The sequence below is a fragment of the Sphingomonas pituitosa NBRC 102491 genome, from assembly GCF_001598435.1.
In the GTDB taxonomy this organism is placed as follows: domain Bacteria; phylum Pseudomonadota; class Alphaproteobacteria; order Sphingomonadales; family Sphingomonadaceae; genus Sphingomonas; species Sphingomonas pituitosa.
In genome coordinates, this window is record NZ_BCYY01000027.1 from 1 (window position 1) to 18,272 (window position 18,272).

The window sequence follows — 18,272 nt, forward strand, 5'->3', positions numbered from 1 at the left end:
GGTCATTCGCCAAAGGCCCGAGTGATCGCTTGAAGGTGACGATCTAACTCGGCGTTCAAGCGAAGTCGGTCTTCCTGATTCTCGCGCCAAACACCGAAATCGGGAATTCCACGTGCGAACTTCATCATTGCCGCCCAAGCTCCTTGAGCTTCGTTGAGGCTGCCCGCTTGCCCCTCATCCAAGATGGCGAGGATGTTTTCGACGCTTCTCGCGAGGTCGCTCCGCCACTCTCGGAGCAGGATCACTCGCAGGGCGATGAGATGCTCGAAAACTTCGTGAGGCTCGTTCATGCTGTCGCTTTTGCGGCTCGTTTCAAATGTCTGCAACTGGGCGGGAGCCGCCAGTGCGGAATCTCGCATTCTGGTGGAAAGCGGACATCCCTGATATATGCTCTGCCTCATGAGATTGAGGTCATATCTGCTTCTGGCTGTCCTCGCGTTTGTCATCGCCGTGACCGGGTCAGATATGTTCGCGAAAACGGCCGTAAGTGACCTGTCGATTGGACAGGCGTTCGTTCAGCACCTCGAATGGGCATCTCTCACGGTATTTGGCATCGTTCTTCTCTTTGCGCCGTATGGTGCAGCAGCGCTGATCTGCGCAAAGCTAAATGAGCGTTCCCGGACCGGAACCGCAGCCACTCTCTTCGCACTGTCGCTGTTCGTCTTGTCTTACTTCTACTTCGGAGGCTTTTACTCCGCTGAGCAAGCGATGGTGGACAAGCGCTGGACCGCGGCGGCTCTGTCAATCGGACTCCTGCCATTCTTCGTCGGTGTCCCCTTCGTGCTCGCACTAATCGGGGCCGCGTTCATCGCTAGGAAGTTAGACCGCCCGACGGACAGGTAGACCGACGTCCTCGAACGTCCGAAATTGGGGCGAGAACGGACAGGCCACTTTTCCTCAAACGGCCTTGGTCGGACGCTTACACACGGACGGCGTTGATCCGCCGCAAGCCGTCGATGAGGAAGCGCCGTTCTTCAGCGGCGCGTACGAATTGCGGAACGTACCAGGTGCCGGGCATAACCTGCCCCAGGAGGCTCCGGCAGCCTTCGCTTGGGCAGTGCTGGCGCTGACATAGGTCCATCGGATCGCGGGAGTGGACGCATGTAACCGAAACCGCTTCCCCATTGGTATGATGAAACGGGAAAACCCATGCCATCTTAGAACCCGTTCAGGGAGGGGGAAGCGAGACCGTCAGCGCTCGTCGCGCAAGGGTTCGACGCCCGTCAGTTTGCGGGAGGGGCCGCGCCGGCTGGTGGCGTGCCCGTTAAGCACCGTGCCGGGGGCATTCGCTTGCCGACAAAGGCGGACGCTGCCTTTACGAAACAATCAGGCGCTACCAGCGCCAGAAAATGTGCGCCGCCTTCGACGGTCGACAAAGTGATCCTTTCACCCGCCGCCGATAGTATCCTGGCGTGCGCCTTTGCGCCATCGTAGGGCGTATTGGGATCCAGTGTTCCCTGTATTACCAGGGTGCGCGGCAGGTGCCGGGGAACCTGCCCGTGAAAGGCGTCTCGCGTGTAGAGCGGCACCGGCGTGCCTACCAGAAAGCCCGGTAACGGACTGGTGAACAACGCGCCCTTCTCTTCGTCCGCCACCGTGGCCGTGGTGAGGTTTCTTCGTACATTGTTCTCCGATCCGCTTATCAGCATGACCAGCGGCAACGAAGGGGGGGATTGCGGGAAGGCGTTCAATTGCGCCAGTTCTACCTGCAAGGCAGCCACGGCCTGGGTCAGCGGCGCTCTGTCGTTTCGGGACAGCCCGTCAATGATCGCGGGAATACGGGCGCGAAGCTGAGGGAAATTCAATAGTCGGCCCATAAAGCGGCGAAGATCGCGCCCGGGCACATCGCCGATCCATGCCGGCTCCTTTTGCGCGAGCAACGCACGATATCGATCAACCTGATCGGCCGTAAGCGTCGCCCGGCCGACCGCATCGACCACTTGAGTCCGGTGGCTGAGGTCCAGCGACGCATCCGCTTCCGCGGGCACCATGCCGTCGAGGATGATGCCGTCCAGCCTGACCGGCGCGGTCTGCATCATCCGCAGAACCAGCTGAGTGCCATAGGAAACACCGTACACATACACCCTGCCCGGCTGTCGATATCGGGAGATGAGGGCCGACAGATCATGCGAAGCGTTGGTGATCGTAAAGGCACGCGATCTGGGCGCATTGGCATGCATGAAGCCAAGACAGGGAGCCCATTCGTCCCCTGCCAGCGAAATCCCCGCCGGGCTGTCCGCCGCTTCCTGCGCCGGGCACAGTTTGGCAGAGTAACCGGTGCCGCGATGATCGGGGATGATCAGATCATAGTCGGGAAACGCACGCCGCAGCACCGGCAAGACCGGATAGAACGATGCGCCAGCCTCTCCCGGACCGCCAGCGGCGAGCCATATTTCGCCGTGTCGACGGCGTGGCACGGGTGCGGGAAACTTGCGGACGAACAACTCGACCTCTGGTCCGTTCTTTACCTGGGGATCGAGCGGCGCTTTGGCGAAAGCACACAGGGAGCCGGCCAGCAGGGGGGCGCTTTGCGCATCGTCGCACGGCTTGAAAGATTGGGCGATGGCCGGCGTGGCGATGCAGGCGGCCAACATGAGAACGCCACCGCCGACACCCGATCTGTACATCATACCCCCAAAGTCATTGCCGCGCCGCCTTCGCGCTACACACCGGCGCATCCATCAAGACAGGCTCACTGCGTATTACATACGTAACACAGCTATCCATGCGCATGCAATCCATGCCGGTACACCCATATCTGGCACGCCATGAGCCGGAGGTTTTTGGTTTGGTTGCGGTGTACTTGAGCTTCCCAAAAACGAGCCTCCAACGGGACGACCGTCACCGGCACAAAACGCGCCGTATCTCCGCCGGGGCTTTCCGACGACATGTTCCCGATTGCTCTTTCCTCAAATCGCGCCTCGGGCATGAGAATTCGGGACTGGCCCCGCTCAACAATCGACAGCTTTTGGGATCGCGAGTCTAAGACCTGAACGGCCGACATTGGGCGGTTTCGGTTATTCCGAATTTCAGGAGTCCCAGGCCTAGTTCGCCCCGCGCCGCTCCAGCCATTCCACCAGCGCGGCGGTCACCTCTTCGGGCTTCTCCCAGGGCACGAAGTGGCCGCCGTCGCGGATCTGCGCCAGCGTGTAGTCGGGGATCAGCGTCTCCAGCCCGTCGAGCAGGCAGGGCAGCAGGCCGCGATCGCGCATGCCCCAGATCACCAGCGTCGGCTGCGGCTGGAGCGGGAAGGGGCCGTCGATCCACGCCGGGCGGGGCAGATCCTCGTCGATCGCCGGCACCACGATCTGGGTCGCGCGGTACCAGTTGAGCATCGCGGTGAGCGCGCCGGGCTGGCTCCACTGGTTGAGGTAGATCGCCTTTTCCTCGGGCGTCACCGTCACCTGGAGGTGCTCGCCGAACAGCGAGAGCAGGAACTGTTCGAGCGCGGTCTTGTCCGGCGCGCGATCGAGCTCGGTCTCCCGGAAGAAGCGGATATACTGGCTGGCGCGGCGCTGGCCGGGATCGTCGAACAGCTTGCGCTGGAAGACCTGCGGGTGCGGCGCGTTGACGATGGCCAGCCGGGCGACACGCCTGGGCTCGCGCAGCGCCGCCATCCAGGCGATCGCGCCGCCCCAGTCATGCCCCACCAGGGTGAAGCGGTCGATGTCCAGCGCGTCCGCCAGCGCGAACAGGTCCGCGGCGATCTTGTCCGCGGCATAGCTCTCCACCCCGTCGGGCTTGGCCGAGCCGGCATAGCCGCGCTGGTCCGGGGCGATGACGAAATAGCGTTCGGCCAGCGCCGGGATCTGATGCCGCCAGGTGCGATGCGATTCGGGGAAGCCGTGCAGCAGGATCACCGGTGGATTGGAAGGATTTCCCGCCAGCGCGACATTCAGGGCGACCCCCGTGGAAAGGGGTATAGTCGTCTGTCGAATCGCAGTCACTAGGCTCTCCCTGTTGCCCGGTCGACGCTGCCCCCGCGCCGCCCGGGCCGCTGCCCTGACCCTTCCATGCGCCGGTTGCGCACAGGCCGCAAGCCAAGGAAACCTTAGGGGTAACTAACCGTCTTAGGTACTTCGGGGATCGGAATGAATTCCTTGTCGTCGTTCGGAACCTTGGGAAATGCGCCGGCCTTCCAGTCTTCCTTGGCCTGGTTGATCCGGTCGCGGCTGGAGCTGACGAAGTTCCACCATACATGGCGCGGTGTCGCGAACGCCTCGCCGCCGCAGAACATCACCCGCGCACCGCGTTCGGAGCGCAGCGTCGCGCGGATGCCGGGGCGGAGCAGGTAGAGCGTCATCGGCACCAGCGGCATGCCGTCCAGGCTCGCATCCCCCGTCGCGACATACAGCGCGCGCTCGTCGGCCGCGGCATCGATCGGGATGCTCGCGCCGCCGTCCAGCGCGATGTCGCCGTAGATCGTCTGGGCATAGGTGGTGGTAGGGGCGGATACGCCCCACAGCTCACCCATGATCACCCGCGCGCGGGCGCCGTGCGCCTCCACGATCGGCAGGTCGGCGGCGGCGACATGCTCGAAGGCGGGGTCCCTCTCTTCCATCGCCTCCGGCAGCGCGAGCCAGGTCTGGATGCCGCTGAGTTCCGGGCCCTTTTCGCGCTCGGCGGAGGGCGATCGCTCGGAATGGACGATGCCGTGGCCGGCGGTCATCAGGTTCACCGCGCCCGGCTCGATCGTGGCGAAGGTGCCGAGCGAGTCGCGATGGTCGATCGCGCCGGCGAACAGATAGGTGACGGTGGCGAGATTGATGTGCGGGTGCGGGCGCACGTCGATGCCGGTGCCGACGTCGAGGATCGCCGGGCCCATCTGGTCGAAGAAGATGAACGGCCCCACCATGGTGCGCGGCCGCGAGGGGAGGGTGCGATGCACCTTGAAACCGCCCAGGTCGTGCGTGGTCGGCTCGATCGTCTGGATCACCAGGTCATCGCGCATCGTCGGTCTCCGTGTTTGCTGGTGCCGGGATAGCCGCTCGCGGCCGGCGCGCCCAGCCAAACCAGGGGATGATATCGTCAACGCAGCGTTTCCGGCAGACCGGTACAGTCTGTTACAACTCGAACGTTGTAATTGCGAATCGTTCGCGTTATCGCGGCGGCTCGACCCTAGCCGAGATTGCCGCCACCCGATGCACGCCCCGTCCCCGACCGCTGCCCCGCGCAAGCGCAGCCGCAAGAGCTTCTGGCTGAAGCAGCTGCACACCTGGCATTGGATGAGCTCGGCGATCAGCCTGATCGGGCTGCTGCTGTTCGCGATCACCGGCTTCACGCTGAACCATGCCGCCGACATCGAGGGCGCGCCGCAGACGGTGGATCGTGCGGCCCAGCTGCCGGCCGCGCTGCTGCCGCTGGTGCAGCCCGACGACAAGCCCGATGCCAAGCAGCCGCTGCCCGCCCCCGTCGCCGGCTGGCTGCAGAGCACCCTGAAGATGCCGGCCGACGGCGTCGCCGAATGGTCCGCCGACGAGATCTACCTGGCCAAGCCGCGTCCGGGGGGCGACGGCTGGATCGCCATCGAGCGCGAGACCGGCAAGGTGACGAGCGAAGTCAGTTCGCGCGGCTGGATCGCCTACCTCAACGATCTCCACAAGGGCCGCAACGCCGGCACCGCGTGGAAATGGTTCATCGACATTTTCGCCTTTGCCTGCCTGGTGTTCACGCTGACCGGCCTCGTGCTGTTGTGGATGCATTCCAAGCATCGCAAGAGCACCTGGCCGCTGGTTGCCGCCGGGCTCGCCATTCCCGCGCTGATCGCGCTGTTCCTGATCCACTAAAGGGGGCTTCATGCAGTTTCGCCTGACCGCATTCACCACTGCCGCGCTCGGCGCCGGCGCGCTGCTGCCGAACGCGGCTGCGGCGCAGACCATGGACCTGTCGATCGAGTTGCCGCGGATTCGCGTCGCCGAATATCACAAGCCCTATGTGGCGGTGTGGCTGGAGAAGGAGGGGCAGGCGCCCCGCACGCTCTCCGTCTGGTACGATGTCGACAAGCGCGGCGGCGAGGGCACCAAGTGGCTGCACGATCTGCGCCAGTGGTGGCGCGCCTCGGGCCGCACGATGAGCTTCCCGGCCGACGGGGTGAGCGGCGCGACTCGCGCGCCCGGCGTGCAGAAGCAGCGCCTGGTGGCGGGCAAGGGCGGCATGCCGGCGCTCACCCCGGGCCAGTATACGCTGGTGGTGGAAGCCGCGCGCGAAGTGGGCGGCCGCGAGGTCGTGCGCCTGCCCTTCGCCTGGAACGGCAGCAGCGCCACCGCCACGGCCAAGGGGGCGACCGAACTGGGCGCCGTTTCTTTCACGCTCAAGCGCTAATCGGGGGATCCAGAATCATGAAGTACCGCAAGCCGCTCCTCGCGCTCGCCGCCGTCACTGCGCTCGCCGCGCCGGCCGCCATCGCCCACCGCATGTGGCTGTTGCCGTCGTCCACCGTCGTCTCCGGCACCGACAACTGGGTGACGGTCGACGCCGCGGTGTCGAACGACCTGTTCTATTTCGACCATCGCCCGCTGGGCGTGATTCCCGCGATCACCCAGCCCGACGGCAGCGAGGGCAAGGCCGAGCATCACAATATCGGCCAATTCCGCGCGACCTTCGACGTGCATCTGACCCAGCAGGGCACCTATCGCATCGCGGTGGTGAACCAGGGCGTGTTCGGCCGCTACACGCTGAACGGCGAGACCAAGATGATCCCGCGCGGCACCACCAAGGCCCAGCTTGCCAGCGCGATCCCGGCCGGGGCGACCGACGTGCAGACCAGCGAGATGCTCGCCCGCAACGAGATCTTCGTGACGCAGGGCGCGCCGACCAGCACCGTGTTCAAGCCGACCGGGCAGGGCATCGAGCTGGTGCCGGTGACGCACCCCAACGACCTGGTCGCCGACGAGCCCGCGACCTTCCAGTTCCTGCTCGACGGCAAGCCGGCTTCGGGCCTGTACGTCACCACCATCCTTGGCAACGGTCGCTATCGCGCCGCGCCGAAGCAGATGGAGCAGCGTACCGACTTGCAGGGCAAGGTGACCATCAAGTGGCCGGAAGCCGGCATGTACTGGATCAACGTCACGCCCAACGCGCCGCAGCCGGAAGGCGAGGGGCCACGCCCGCAGGCGCAGGGTGCCGGCGCACGTCCGGCGCAGGGCGCGCCGCAGGGCATGGGCGGCGTTCCCTCCGGCCGCCGCGTCAGCTACACGACCACGCTGGAGGTACTGGCACCCTGATCGCCGACGTTCGCATTGCTGTTCCCGAGAGCCTTTCGCCGGCGGCGTTCCACCGGCGGCGATCGGCCGCGCCCGTCGCCACCTTTGGCGGCGCGACGATGGGCACCACCTGGCGGCTGGTCGTCGTCGATCCGCCGGAGGACGTGCGCGAGACGGTGCAGCGCGTGTTGATGCGCATCATCGCCGAGTTCAGCCATTGGGAGCCGGGTTCGCGCATCGGGCGGTTCAACCGGGGGATGCTTGGCCACTGGCATCCGCTGTCGCCCGAGGCGGCGCGGGTGCTGGATGCCGCCTTCGCGGTGCACGAGGCGAGCCGCGGCGCCTTCGACCCGGCCGCCGGCGTGCTTGCCGATCTCTGGGGATTCGGGCCTGCGGGCACGCGCCACGACGTCCCCAGCGCCTATGCGATCGGCGAGGCGAAGATCATGTCCGGCGCGCGGCATCTGGAGTTCGACCGCGACCAGTCCCGCATCCGCCGGCGCGAGGCGGTGCAGATCGACCTTTCCGGAATCGCCAAGGGCTATGCCGTCGATGCGGTGGCGGAGCGGCTCGTCGCGCTCGGCATCGAGGACTTTCTGATCGAGATCGGCGGCGAGCTGCGCGGCGCGGGTATCAAGCCCGACGGCCAGCCCTGGTGGGTCGAACTGGAGCCGGTGCCGGAATCGACGCTGGCGCCGGTCCGCATCGCGCTCCACGGCCTGTCGGTCGCCACCTCGGGCGACTATCGCCGCTTCTTCGAGCGCGACGGGCGACGCTACGCCCATAGCATCGACCCGCGCACCGGTTGGCCGATCGACAATCAGGTGGTGTCGGTTTCCGTGCTGCACCGGGAAGCGATGCTCGCCGATGCCTGGGCGACCGCCCTCACCGTGCTGGGCCCCGCCGGCATGATCGTCGCCGAGCAGCAGGCGCTCGCCGTCCACATGGTGACGCGGGAGGAGACGGCCTTTTCCGAGCGCATGTCCCCCGCCTTGCAAGCCATGCTCGGCTGAAGGCCTCCCGGTAAAGATCCGCACCCGCCGCGCCTGGGTGGGGTTGCGCCGCAACGGCCCCTGGGAACCCCGGCTGCACGGGCGTGACCATGACGGCGTGGTGCGGCAGCCGAACCTTCCCCCTCGGTCACCCGTGCCGCGCTTTCCTTGACATCTGCCCCGTGCGGCGCATGTGGGAGCGATGGCGCAGGACTCTCCCCTCGATCGGCTTCGCGACGTGCTCGCGGGCACCGCGCGCGCGCTTTCGGGTGCCGACGAACTCGAATTCGGCTTCACCGCCGACGCGCCGTTCCAGAGCGGCAAGACGGTAAAGGTGCCGATGCCCTCGCGCACGCTGCCGCCCGAGCAGGTGGCCGAGGCGCGCGGCTTCGCCGACGGTTTCGCGCTGCGGATGCGCCATCACGACGCGAACCTCCATGGCCGCACCGCCCCGCGCGAGCCGGTCGCCCGCGCGGTGTACGACGCGATCGAAACCGCCCGCGTCGAGGCGCTGGGCTCGCGCGGCTATGCGGGTATCGCCGACAATCTGGAGCAGGCGCTGGCGATGCGGCTGCGCTCGGACCCGATCGGCCGTGCCCGCACCCGCGACGAAGTGCCGCTGTCGACGGCGCTCGGCCTGATGGTGCGCGAGCGGCTGACCGGCCGCGAATCGCCGTCCAGCGCCGCCCTCGGCCTTGCGCTGGTGCGCGACTGGATCGAGGACAAGGCAGGTGCCGATCTCGACGCCATGGCGATGGCGATCGACGACCAGAACGCCTTTGCCGCGCTCGCCGCCAAGCTGCTCCACGATCTGGAGCTGACCGAGGGCGAGATGGTCCCCGACGAAGCCGATGAAAGCGGCGGCGAGGACGAGGGCCAGGAAGAGCAGCAGGAACAGGGCGAGGAAGAAGGCGAGGCCCAGCAGCAGCAGGGCGAGGGCCAGACCGAGGCGCGCGGCGAGCAGCGCGAGTCCGAACAGGGCGAGGACGGCGACCAGGACCAGCAGTCCGAGGACATGGACGACGGCGACGGCGAGCCCGGCGATGAGGGCGACGAAGGCATGATGCCGGTGCGCCCCAACCGCCCGTGGAGCGACCTGCCGCCGAGCTTCGAATATCGCGCCTACACGACCCAGTTCGACGAGGTCGTCGCCGCCACCGACCTGTGCGACACCGATGAGCTGGAGCGGCTGCGCTCCTATCTCGACCAGCAGCTGGTGCATCTGCAGGGCGCGGTGACCAAGCTCGCCAACCGGCTGCAGCGTCGGCTGATGGCGCAGCAGAGCCGCAGCTGGGACTTCGACCAGGACGAAGGCCTGCTGGACGCGGCGCGGCTGGCGCGGGTGGTGGTGAACCCGATGCAGTCGCTCAGCTACAAGATCGAGCGCGACACCGAGTTCAAGGACACGGTGGTCACGCTGCTGATCGACAATTCCGGGTCGATGCGCGGGCGGCCGATCTCGATCGCGGCGATCAGCGCCGACATCCTTGCGCGCACGCTGGAGCGCGTCGGCGTGAAGACCGAGGTGCTGGGCTTCACCACGCGCGCCTGGAAGGGCGGCCAGTCGCGCGAGAAATGGCTGGGCGAGGGCCGCACCGCGCAGCCCGGGCGGCTGAACGACCTGCGGCACATCATCTACAAGCAGGCCGACGAGCCGTGGCGGCGCGCAAAGAAGTCGCTCGGGCTGATGATGCGCGAAGGGCTGCTCAAGGAGAATATCGACGGCGAGGCGCTGCTCTGGGCGCATTCGCGGCTGATCGCGCGCCCTGAGGACCGCAAGATCCTGATGGTGATTTCGGACGGTGCGCCGGTCGACGATTCGACGCTGTCGGTGAACTCGGGCTCCTATCTGGAGCGGCATCTGCGCCAGGTGATCGGCTGGATCGAGGCGCGCTCGCCGGTGGAACTGGCGGCGATCGGCATCGGCCATGACGTGACCCGCTATTACAGCCGCGCCGTCACGATCATGGATGCCGAGCAGCTGGCCGGCACGATGGTCGAGCAGCTGGCGGCGCTGTTCGACAGCGAGTGACGCGGTGGCGGCGCTGGAGATCGTGCCGCCGCCCGGGGGCTTTCACGGGCCGGTGAAGCGCTCGATCACCATTGCCGGGCATCCGACCTCGATCAGCCTGGAGCCGATCTTCTGGGCGGCGCTGGAGGCGGCGGCGGTGGAGGCTGCGCTCCCGCTGAGCGCATTGGTCGCGGCGATCGACCATAGCCGCATCGGCGCGGACGATCCGCCCAACCTGGCCAGCGCGATTCGCACCTGGCTGATGGCGCAGGGGCATCGTGAACTTGGCGCATAGCTTCGGTCGTCACCCGAGCCGATCTTCTTCGAGACAAGGCGACTATCGGCGCGGCAGCCTGCTGTATCCCTGCCACCCCTCTATATTGGTTAGAGCCGCCGAGATCCCTTATCCAAATAGGCGTACCACCGTTCCGCAGGATAATTTTGCAAACCGCTCGCATTAGCGTTGACTCTGCGAGGCGCTCGCAATAGCAGGCCCGTAACAATCATACCGGGGGTTCCTGCGTTGCGTCCTTCCTCTTCTGCCTCGTCCAGCCGCGTTCCTGCCTTCCTCGCGCTCGCCTGCGTCGGCTTCGTCGCCACCGCGCCGGCCCATGCCGATCCGGACGGTGCCGGCCCGGATTCCGATGATCAGGACCGGATCATCGTCACCGGCCAGACGGTGCGGGAGCAGGTTGGCCCCAAGGCGGTGGCGCCGGTCGTCAATACGCCGCGTTCGGTGGTCGTGCTCTCCCGTGAGGTGATCGAGCAGACCGGATCGACCAGCCTCGCCGATGCGCTGCGCACGGTGCCGGGCATCACCTTCGGCGCGGCCGAGGGCGGCAACCCGATCGGCGATCGCCCGTTCATCCGTGGCTTCGACAGCCAGGGCTCGACCTTTCTCGACGGCGTGCGCGACATCGGCGCACAGACCCGCGAAGTCTTCGCCACCGAACAGGTGCAGATCGTCCGCGGTTCGGATTCGACGCTGGGCGGCCGCGGCAGCGCCGGCGGGTCGATCAACATCATCTCGAAGCTTCCGGTCGAGGGCAACTTCGTCGCGGGCGCGGCGAGCGTCGGCACCGCCGACTTCAAGCGCTTCACGCTCGACGTGAACCACAAGCTCACCGACAAGGTGGGCGTGCGCATCGCGGCGCTGTGGCACGACCAGGATGTCGCCGGGCGCGACGAAATCTGGCAGCGGCGCTGGGGCGTTGCTCCGTCGGTGACGATCGGCATGGGCACCAACACCCGGCTGACCGCGTCCTATTACTATCTCGAAAGCCATGAGCTGCCCGACAGCGGGATCCCCTATGCCTATACGCTGGCCAATGCGCCGGGCACCGGGACGATCATGAGCCAGCCGGTCATGGGTGATTTCACCACCATCGCCGGGGTGAAGGGGCGCGTCGATCGCAGCAATTACTACGGCATCGCCGCGCGCGATTTCCGCGATGCGACCACGCACCAGGCGACGCTGCGCGCCGAGCATGATTTCGGCGGCATCACGCTGCGCAACACCGCGCGCTTCAGCTATACCGACCAGGCCTATATCTTCACCCTGCCCGACGACAGCCAGGGCAATGTCTACGGCACCTCGGCCACCCCGGCGACCGGCGCGGCCGCCACGCGCGGCGACGTGCTGACCGGTGGCCTGGTGTGGCAGCGCGCCAACACCCGCTATGGCTACACCCAGACGCTGAGCAACCAGACCGATCTCTATGGCACGTTCGAGACCGGCTCGATCAAGCACAGCTTCTCGACCGGCGTGGAAGTAAGCTGGGAAAAGGCGCGGCGTGGCACCTTCGTGGTTTCCAGCGGCTTCGGCGCGACTCCCCGCTGCAATGCCGCGACGATCGCGCGTTTCTATTGCACCAGCGTCTTCAACCCCGTGCAGCAGCCCTGGGTGAACTATGCCAGCGACACCTCGACGGTGCAGACCCCGATCGTGAAGGGCGCGCCGATCACCGAGACGCAGAATGACGCGAGCACCGTCGCCGTCTATGGCTTCGACTCGATCACGCTGTTGCCGCAGCTGATCCTGAACCTCGGCGTGCGCTATGATCGCTTCAAGTCGACCGTGACGCCGGGTCAGGCGGCCACCGCCACCAGCACCTTCCAGCTCAGCAAGACGAACAACCTGTTCAACTGGCAGGCCGGCCTGGTGTTCAAGCCGACGCACAACACCAGCCTCTATGCGAGCTATGCCACCGCCGCGACGCCGCCGAACAGCCTGGTGGGCGAGGGCCAGGAAGGCAACGGCCTGGGCACGAACGTCAGCGCCGCCGCCGTGCTGGAAAGCCTGAAGGTGGAGAAGACCAAGTCCTACGAGGTCGGCGCCAAGGCCAACCTGTTCGACGAGCAGCTCTCACTCACCGCCGCCGCCTTCCAGACCGACACCCAGAATGCCCGCGTGAACGGCCCGAACAACACGGTGGAGTTCATCGGCAAGCGGCGGATTCGCGGCGTGGAGTTCAATTTCAACGGCAACGTCACCAAGTGGCTGACGGTGTTCGGCGGCTATACGCACCTCGATCCGAAGATCGTCGACGGCGGCTTCGTCGCGCTCGGCACGATCACGGCCCCGTCGGTCAACACCGGTCGCCAGGCGCCCCAGACGGTGAAGGACAGCTTCACGCTGTGGGCGGATGTGAAGCCGACCAGCAAGTTCAGCTTCGGCGGGGGTGCCTTCTATGCCAGCACCATGATCGGCGGCTATCAGGACAACCGCAGCGCCACGCAGACCACGGCGACCAAGGTGCTCGTCCGCTCGGTGCCGTCCTACTGGCGCTTCGATGCGCGGCTCGCCTACCAGTTCACGCCGAAGATCGGGGTAAGCGCCAACATCCAGAACCTTACCGACAAGACCTATTTCACCCAGGCCTATACCTCGCACTATGCAACGATCGCGCCGGGCCGCTCGGCCTTTGCGACGCTCACCGTGAAATACTGATGCGCGTCGGCCTCGATGCCCTCAGCGCCGACGACGTCGCCGCCCGCCTCTCCGGTTCGCCGGAGGGGCGGGCGGCGCTGATTCGCGAAGGTGCCGAAGCCGGCGTCGCGGAGGCGCAGGCGGTGTGGGGGCAGATGCTGCTCGACAAGGGCCGCGCGACCGAAGCCTTCGAATGGTTCGGACGGGCCGCCAAGGCGGGCCATCTGATGGCGCTCAACATGCTGGGGCGCTGCTATGATCTCGGCTGGGGCACGGCCGTCGACAAGGTCCGCGCCGCCGAATGCTTCCGCGTCGCCGCCGAGCGTGGGCTCGACTGGGGCATGTACAATTACGCGACGGCGCTGGCGCTGGGCGAAGGCTTGACCGAGGACAAGGCCGCCGCGCTCGCCTGGTTCGAAAAGGCCGCGGCGACGGGCAATGCCAAGGCGATCAACTATGTCGGCAGCTTCCACGAGGATGGCTGGGTGGTGCCGCAGGATCTCGCCAAGGCAGCATCCTGCTATGCCCGCGCGGCCGAGGGCGGCGACTTCCGCGGCGCGTTCAACCATGCCCGCATGCTGGCGGGCGACGGGCTGCTCGACACCGCGGCGCACTGGCTGACGCGCTGCCGCGAGACGGCGACCCCGGCGTTCGTTGAAAAGGCCCGCGACTGGCTTCGCCGCTCGCCCTGGCCGGAGCTGGAGTCCCACCTGTGCTGATCCCCATTCCCGACCTGCTCAGCGCCGCCGAAGTGGCGCAGATCCGCGGCATCATCGATGCGGCGGAATGGGTCGACGGCAACGTCACCTCGGGTGCGCAATCGGCGCTGGCCAAGCGCAACGAACAGCTGCCCGAAGGCGGCGAGGCGCACCGCAAGGCCGGCGCGATGATCCTCGATGCGCTGGCCCGCTCGCCGCTGTTCGTCGCCGCCGCGCTGCCGCTCAAGGTGTTCCCGCCGCTGTTCAACCGCTATGCCGGCGGGCAGGCGTTCGGCCGCCATGTCGACAATGCGATCCGCATCCAGCGCGGCAGCGACTTCCGCATCCGCTCCGACCTGTCGATGACCGTGTTTCTTGAACCGCCCGAGGCCTATGACGGCGGCGAGCTGCGGATCGAGGGGCTGTTCGGCGAGCAGAGCGTCAAGCTGCCGGCGGGCCATGCGATCCTCTACCCCTCGTCCAGCCTGCACCGGGTGGAGCCGGTGACGCGCGGCGCGCGCACCGCGAGCTTCTTCTGGCTGCAATCGATGGTGCGCGACGATGGCGAGCGGCGGATCCTGTTCGACCTCGACCGCTCGATCCAGGCGCTGGCCGGCGATCTGGGGCAGGGCCATGCCGAGGTGGTGGCACTGACCGGGGTGTACCACAATCTGCTGCGCCGCTGGGCGGACGCATAACGCCCGAGGGCGCGTTGCCCGCCCGGGTGCCGATCGGCTACACGTTGCCCATGGGCGTTCACGGAAGCTGCCATTGCGGAAGGGTGCGCCTGGAGGTGCCGCAGGCGCCGGCATGGGTGGCGGACTGCAACTGCTCGCTCTGCCGCCGCACGGCGTGGCGCACGGCCTATTACCCGCCCGCGCAGGTCCGCATCACCGGCGAGACGGTCGCCTATGTCTGGGGCGACCGGATGATCGGCATCCACCACTGCCCGGTCTGCGGCTGCGGCACGCACTGGGCGACGCTGGGCGAGGATTTCGGGAAAATGGGCATCAATGCCCGGCTGCTCGACGGCTTCGACGAAGCGGCCGTCGAGGTGCGGAAGTTCGATAACGCGGCGTGACGCGTCGGACGCCATCGCTGTACCTGCTGTGGATATGAGAGCTGCGGATCGCCCCGCGTCATGTTATGACCGGCCGCCGCATCCTGGGGGAAGCCGATGACCGCCATGCCGTTCGCGATCCGTCGTTCGGACCTTTGGACCCGGCTCCTTCCGCTCGCGCTCCTGTTCCTCGCCGGATGGGCGGTGCGGACGCCTCTCGCGGCGGCCCATCCCCTCGCGGCCGGGATCCTGTTCCTGTGGATCGCCAGCGACAGCCGACTCCTATCGCTGATGGCGCGCGCGCCGGGGCGCCGGCCGGCGCCGCGGCAGGTCGTCGCGGGACTGGCGCTCGCCGTCTTCGCGGTGCTGGTCGCTGCCCCACCGGCAGTGCGCGGGGCATTGCTCAGCCTGCCGATGCTGGCGGAGGCCATGGGCGTGGTGCTCGCGGCACATCTCGTCTGGGGCCTGTACGCGGCCTGGAACGGCTTTCGGCGGGCGGAAGCGGGGCGCTGGATAGCCGCCCTTTCCGAGCTGTTGCCGCCGGCGCTCGTGCGTCTCGCGGCGATGGAACTGCACCTGCTCCATCTCGGCCTGTTCCGCTGGGGGGCAGCGCCCGATGTGCCGGCCGGGTGCCAAGGCCATGCCTATCACCGGCATCTGACGCCGATGGCGGTGACCTTGCTGGCGCTGCAGGCGATCGAGGTTGCGATCCACCATCTGCTGCTCGCCCATTGGAGTCCAGTCGCCGCCTATGTCCTGTTCGTGGTGAGCGATGTCGGGCTGGTCTACATGATCGCGCTGATCAAGTCGTTCCGCCTGCGCCCGGTGCTGCTGACACCGGAGGGCGTGCGGATCCGCACCGGGCTGCTGATCGATCGCTTCGTGCCCTATGACACGATCGCCGGCCTTGAGACCCGTTTCGACTCCGCGCTGGTGAAGGACAGGGCGACGCTCAACGCCGGACTGCTCGCCTGGCCGAACCTGGTGCTGCGGCTGCACGATCCGCTGCCGGGCAGGCGCTCGCACCGCGCCATTGCGTTCCGTCTGGACGATCCCGAGCCGTTCGTCCGCGCATTGCGCTGGCGGCTCGGGACCCAATAGCCTCAGACCCGCCCGACCACGCTTTCCGGCAGGTCCTTGCCGAACACGCGCTGGTAATATTCCGCCACCTGCGCGCGCTCGGCCTCGTCGCACTTGTTGAGGAACGAGAGGCGGAAGGCGAAGCCGATGTCGCCGAAGATCAGCGCATTCTGCGCCCAGGTGATCACGGTGCGCGGGCTCATCACCGTCGAGATGTCGCCGTTGATGAAGCCGCGGCGGGTCAGTTCCGCCACGCGGACCATGTTCTCCACCGTCTCCTTGCCGCCCGGCTTGTCATATTCGCCGGACTTGGCGAGCACGATCCGCGCTTCGGTGGCCGCCGGCAGATAGTTGAGCGTGACGACGATGTTCCAGCGGTCCATCTGGCCCTGGTTGATCTGCTGCGTGCCGTGATAGAGGCCGCTGGTATCGCCCAGGCCCACCGTGTTGGCGGTGGCGAACAGGCGGAACCACGGGCTCGGGCGGATCACCCGGTTCTGGTCGAGCAGGGTCAGCTTGCCCTCGGTCTCCAGCACGCGCTGGATCACGAACATCACGTCCGGGCGGCCCGCGTCATATTCGTCGAACACCAAGGCGGTCGGGGTCTGCAGCGCCCAGGGCAGCAGGCCTTCGCGGAATTCGGTGATCTGCTGGCCGTCCTTGAGCACGATCGCGTCGCGGCCGATCAGGTCGATGCGGCTGATATGCGCATCGAGGTTGATGCGGATGCACGGCCAGTTGAGCCGCGCCGCCACCTGCTCGATGTGCGAGGATTTGCCGGTGCCGTGATAGCCCTGGATCATCACCCGGCGGTTGTGCGCGAAGCCGGCCAGCACCGCGAGCGTGGTGTCCGGATCGAACACATAGGCGGGGTCCAGATCGGGCACGCGCTCGTCCGCCTCGCTGAACGCGGGGACTTCCATGTCGATGTCGATCCCGAACAGGTCGCGCACCTTCACCATCTTGTCGGGCGCGGCGAGGATCGTGGAGTCCCGGCTGTCGGGCTGGGTGTTGGGGATATCGGCCATGGTCTTGAATCCTTGAGTCTGCCCGGACCTAGTGGCTTGTTTGCCGCACTGCAACCGCATGTCCTTATGGGAGGGTCAACTGCCGATCTTCGGCGGCAGCAGGAACAGCGCGGCGAAGGCGGCGGCGCGGGCCAGATCGCCTTCGACGACGAACCGGCCCTCGGCGATCGCCATGGGCAGCGGCATGGTGCCGAACAGCACCGGCAGAAAATCATTGGGTTCGCCGACGAAGACGGCCTCTGCACCGGCCAGCGTGCCGCGGTTGATCCCGAACGCACCGTCCGCGATCGTGGCGAGATAGGTTTCCTCGCCCAGTCGGAAGCCGATCCTGCCTGCCCAGCCTGCCGCCCTGTCGGGCAGCATCAGCATGCGCAGCGCGAGCATCAGCGACACCCGCGAAAAGGGCAGCGACGGGTCGTGCTGCGGCGAGCGCAGCGCCCAGCGGCCCATCGCCAGGATCACCGGCTCGGCTTCATAGCCCCAGGGCGTGAGCGCATAGACCTGCACGCTTGCCGGCGGCGGCAGCTTCTCGCGCACCACGATGCCGTCCGCCTCCAGCCCTGCCAGCCGCTGGGAGAGCACGTTCGCGCTGAGGCCGGGCAGGCCAGCGCGGATCTCCCCGAAGCGGCGCGGGCCGAGCAGCAGTTCACGAAGGATCAGCAGCGCCCAACGCTCGCCGACGAACTCCAGGGCGAGGGCGGTGCCGCAGGCATCTTCGTAGCGGCGCTTGGCTTTAGTTATATTTTCTAACTTCACGGTTGTTTTTTAGGATCATCGGGGGCACGAATCAAGCAGGGCGCGACTCGAAAGCGGCGCCGATGGGGAGAGAAGACAATGCCGACCGCCGTGTTCGTGAACCTGCCGGTGGCCGATGTGCCGCGCGCGACCGCCTTTTACGAAGCCATCGGCTGCACGCGGAACCTGCAGTTCAGCGGCCCCACCGCGAGCGCGATGGTGCTTTCGGAATCGCTGACCTTCATGCTGCTCCACCGCGACTTCTTCCAGACCTTCACGCCGCGCGCGGTCGCCGACGCCGCAGCCGTCACCGAAGTGCTGATCGCGCTGCCGCTGGCGGACCGCGCCGCCGTCGATGCGCTGGTGGCGAAGGCGGAGGCTGCCGGCGGCAGCGGCGACATCCGGCCGGTGCAGGACATGGGCTTCATGTATGGCCGCACCTTCACCGATCCCGATGGGCATATCTTCGAGCCGTTCCACATGGACATGGCCGCCGCTGCCAAGGCGATGGCCCAGGCGGAGCCCGCCTGAACCTTC

The 18,272-nt window shown here is 67.0% G+C and carries 19 protein-coding genes; 13 read left to right on the forward strand and 6 right to left on the reverse strand.

The features are described 5' to 3' along the window. Positions 1–2: 2 nt before the first annotated feature. On the reverse strand, positions 3–290 hold the full coding sequence (locus SPI01S_RS18355; RefSeq protein ID WP_157084776.1) for a hypothetical protein: 288 nt from the start codon (positions 288–290) through the stop codon (positions 3–5). Between the two features lie 97 nt (positions 291–387). Here SPI01S_RS18355 and SPI01S_RS18360 point away from each other — a divergent pair, with 97 nt between their 5' ends. Next, the gene (locus SPI01S_RS18360) at positions 388–843 is read left to right on the forward strand and encodes a hypothetical protein (RefSeq protein WP_066726115.1); all 456 of its coding nucleotides are present in this window, start codon (positions 388–390) and stop codon (positions 841–843) included. 380 nt (positions 844–1,223) lie between these two features. Here the strand turns inward: SPI01S_RS18360 and SPI01S_RS18365 are convergent, their stop codons facing one another. The 3 genes from SPI01S_RS18365 to SPI01S_RS18375 form a co-directional block, all read right to left on the reverse strand. Further along, on the reverse strand, positions 1,224–2,594 hold the full coding sequence (locus SPI01S_RS18365; protein WP_245653666.1) for an alpha/beta fold hydrolase: 1,371 nt from the start codon (positions 2,592–2,594) through the stop codon (positions 1,224–1,226). A gap of 450 nt (positions 2,595–3,044) precedes the next feature. After that, the gene (locus tag SPI01S_RS18370; protein ID WP_066726118.1) at positions 3,045–3,947 is read right to left on the reverse strand and encodes an alpha/beta fold hydrolase; all 903 of its coding nucleotides are present in this window, start codon (positions 3,945–3,947) and stop codon (positions 3,045–3,047) included. A 104-nt stretch (positions 3,948–4,051) separates the two neighbouring features. Next, positions 4,052–4,951 carry a pirin family protein gene (locus SPI01S_RS18375; RefSeq protein ID WP_066726121.1) on the reverse strand — a complete coding sequence of 300 codons (900 nt, stop codon included), beginning with the start codon at positions 4,949–4,951 and terminating at the stop codon, positions 4,052–4,054. 190 nt (positions 4,952–5,141) lie between these two features. On the opposite strand from SPI01S_RS18375, the gene SPI01S_RS18380 reads away from it, so the two are divergent. From SPI01S_RS18380 to SPI01S_RS18430, 11 genes are all read left to right on the forward strand, one after another. Beyond that, complete coding sequence (locus SPI01S_RS18380; RefSeq protein WP_066726123.1) at positions 5,142–5,786, forward strand: PepSY-associated TM helix domain-containing protein; 645 nt, start codon at positions 5,142–5,144, stop codon at positions 5,784–5,786. A gap of 10 nt (positions 5,787–5,796) precedes the next feature. Further along, positions 5,797–6,321, forward strand: a complete 525-nt coding sequence (locus SPI01S_RS18385; RefSeq protein WP_066726126.1) for a DUF2271 domain-containing protein — start codon at positions 5,797–5,799, stop codon at positions 6,319–6,321. A 17-nt stretch (positions 6,322–6,338) separates the two neighbouring features. Further along, positions 6,339–7,223, forward strand: a complete 885-nt coding sequence (locus SPI01S_RS18390) for a DUF4198 domain-containing protein (RefSeq protein ID WP_066726129.1) — start codon at positions 6,339–6,341, stop codon at positions 7,221–7,223. Between the two features lie 98 nt (positions 7,224–7,321). After that, positions 7,322–8,215: an FAD:protein FMN transferase gene (locus SPI01S_RS18395; RefSeq protein ID WP_066726132.1), complete on the forward strand. Its 894-nt coding sequence runs from the start codon at positions 7,322–7,324 to the stop codon at positions 8,213–8,215. A 181-nt stretch (positions 8,216–8,396) separates the two neighbouring features. Next, complete coding sequence (gene cobT, locus SPI01S_RS18400) at positions 8,397–10,226, forward strand: cobaltochelatase subunit CobT (RefSeq protein WP_066726141.1); 1,830 nt, start codon at positions 8,397–8,399, stop codon at positions 10,224–10,226. Positions 10,227–10,230: 4 nt separating this feature from the next. Continuing rightward, entirely contained in the window at positions 10,231–10,500 is a 270-nt protein-coding gene (locus tag SPI01S_RS18405; RefSeq protein ID WP_066726143.1) for a ribbon-helix-helix domain-containing protein, read from the forward strand. 228 nt (positions 10,501–10,728) lie between these two features. Next, entirely contained in the window at positions 10,729–13,155 is a 2,427-nt protein-coding gene (locus tag SPI01S_RS18410; RefSeq protein ID WP_066726145.1) for a TonB-dependent receptor, read from the forward strand. Continuing rightward, complete coding sequence (locus tag SPI01S_RS18415) at positions 13,155–13,853, forward strand: tetratricopeptide repeat protein (RefSeq protein ID WP_066726147.1); 699 nt, start codon at positions 13,155–13,157, stop codon at positions 13,851–13,853. The genes SPI01S_RS18410 and SPI01S_RS18415 overlap by 1 nt, the downstream gene beginning before the upstream one ends. Beyond that, a complete protein-coding gene (locus SPI01S_RS18420; RefSeq protein ID WP_066726149.1) occupies positions 13,847–14,530 on the forward strand; it encodes a Fe2+-dependent dioxygenase in 684 nt (227 codons plus the stop codon). Before SPI01S_RS18415 ends, SPI01S_RS18420 begins: the two co-directional genes overlap by 7 nt. A 50-nt stretch (positions 14,531–14,580) precedes the next feature. Continuing rightward, on the forward strand, positions 14,581–14,913 hold the full coding sequence (locus SPI01S_RS18425) for a GFA family protein (RefSeq protein WP_066726151.1): 333 nt from the start codon (positions 14,581–14,583) through the stop codon (positions 14,911–14,913). Positions 14,914–15,009: 96 nt separating this feature from the next. Then, positions 15,010–15,993: a hypothetical protein gene (locus SPI01S_RS18430; RefSeq protein WP_066726153.1), complete on the forward strand. Its 984-nt coding sequence runs from the start codon at positions 15,010–15,012 to the stop codon at positions 15,991–15,993. A gap of 2 nt (positions 15,994–15,995) precedes the next feature. Here the strand turns inward: SPI01S_RS18430 and cobS are convergent, their stop codons facing one another. Next, complete coding sequence (gene cobS / locus SPI01S_RS18435; protein ID WP_066726155.1) at positions 15,996–17,000, reverse strand: cobaltochelatase subunit CobS; 1,005 nt, start codon at positions 16,998–17,000, stop codon at positions 15,996–15,998. A gap of 75 nt (positions 17,001–17,075) precedes the next feature. Continuing rightward, positions 17,076–17,756, reverse strand: coding sequence for a winged helix-turn-helix transcriptional regulator (locus SPI01S_RS18440; RefSeq protein WP_066726166.1), 681 nt, complete (start codon positions 17,754–17,756; stop codon positions 17,076–17,078). A 78-nt stretch (positions 17,757–17,834) separates the two neighbouring features. Here SPI01S_RS18440 and SPI01S_RS18445 point away from each other — a divergent pair, with 78 nt between their 5' ends. Beyond that, positions 17,835–18,266, forward strand: a complete 432-nt coding sequence (locus SPI01S_RS18445) for a VOC family protein (RefSeq protein ID WP_066726168.1) — start codon at positions 17,835–17,837, stop codon at positions 18,264–18,266. Positions 18,267–18,272: the final 6 nt, after the last annotated feature.

Excerpts from the sequence above, each read along its gene's own strand:
- SPI01S_RS18355 (WP_157084776.1), bottom strand. The coding sequence starts at position 290 with ATGAACGAGCCTCACGAAGTTTTCGAGCATCTCATCGCCCTGCGAGTG.
- SPI01S_RS18360 (WP_066726115.1), top strand. The coding sequence starts at position 388 with ATGCTCTGCCTCATGAGATTGAGGTCATATCTGCTTCTGGCTGTCCTC.
- SPI01S_RS18365 (WP_245653666.1), bottom strand. The coding sequence starts at position 2,594 with ATGTTGGCCGCCTGCATCGCCACGCCGGCCATCGCCCAATCTTTCAAG.
- SPI01S_RS18375 (WP_066726121.1), bottom strand. The coding sequence starts at position 4,951 with ATGCGCGATGACCTGGTGATCCAGACGATCGAGCCGACCACGCACGAC.
- SPI01S_RS18380 (WP_066726123.1), top strand. The coding sequence starts at position 5,142 with ATGCACGCCCCGTCCCCGACCGCTGCCCCGCGCAAGCGCAGCCGCAAG.
- SPI01S_RS18385 (WP_066726126.1), top strand. The coding sequence starts at position 5,797 with ATGCAGTTTCGCCTGACCGCATTCACCACTGCCGCGCTCGGCGCCGGC.
- SPI01S_RS18390 (WP_066726129.1), top strand. The coding sequence starts at position 6,339 with ATGAAGTACCGCAAGCCGCTCCTCGCGCTCGCCGCCGTCACTGCGCTC.
- SPI01S_RS18395 (WP_066726132.1), top strand. The coding sequence starts at position 7,322 with ATGGGCACCACCTGGCGGCTGGTCGTCGTCGATCCGCCGGAGGACGTG.
- cobT (WP_066726141.1), top strand. The coding sequence starts at position 8,397 with ATGGCGCAGGACTCTCCCCTCGATCGGCTTCGCGACGTGCTCGCGGGC.
- SPI01S_RS18415 (WP_066726147.1), top strand. The coding sequence starts at position 13,155 with ATGCGCGTCGGCCTCGATGCCCTCAGCGCCGACGACGTCGCCGCCCGC.
- SPI01S_RS18425 (WP_066726151.1), top strand. The coding sequence starts at position 14,581 with ATGGGCGTTCACGGAAGCTGCCATTGCGGAAGGGTGCGCCTGGAGGTG.
- SPI01S_RS18430 (WP_066726153.1), top strand. The coding sequence starts at position 15,010 with ATGACCGCCATGCCGTTCGCGATCCGTCGTTCGGACCTTTGGACCCGG.
- cobS (WP_066726155.1), bottom strand. The coding sequence starts at position 17,000 with ATGGCCGATATCCCCAACACCCAGCCCGACAGCCGGGACTCCACGATC.
- SPI01S_RS18445 (WP_066726168.1), top strand. The coding sequence starts at position 17,835 with ATGCCGACCGCCGTGTTCGTGAACCTGCCGGTGGCCGATGTGCCGCGC.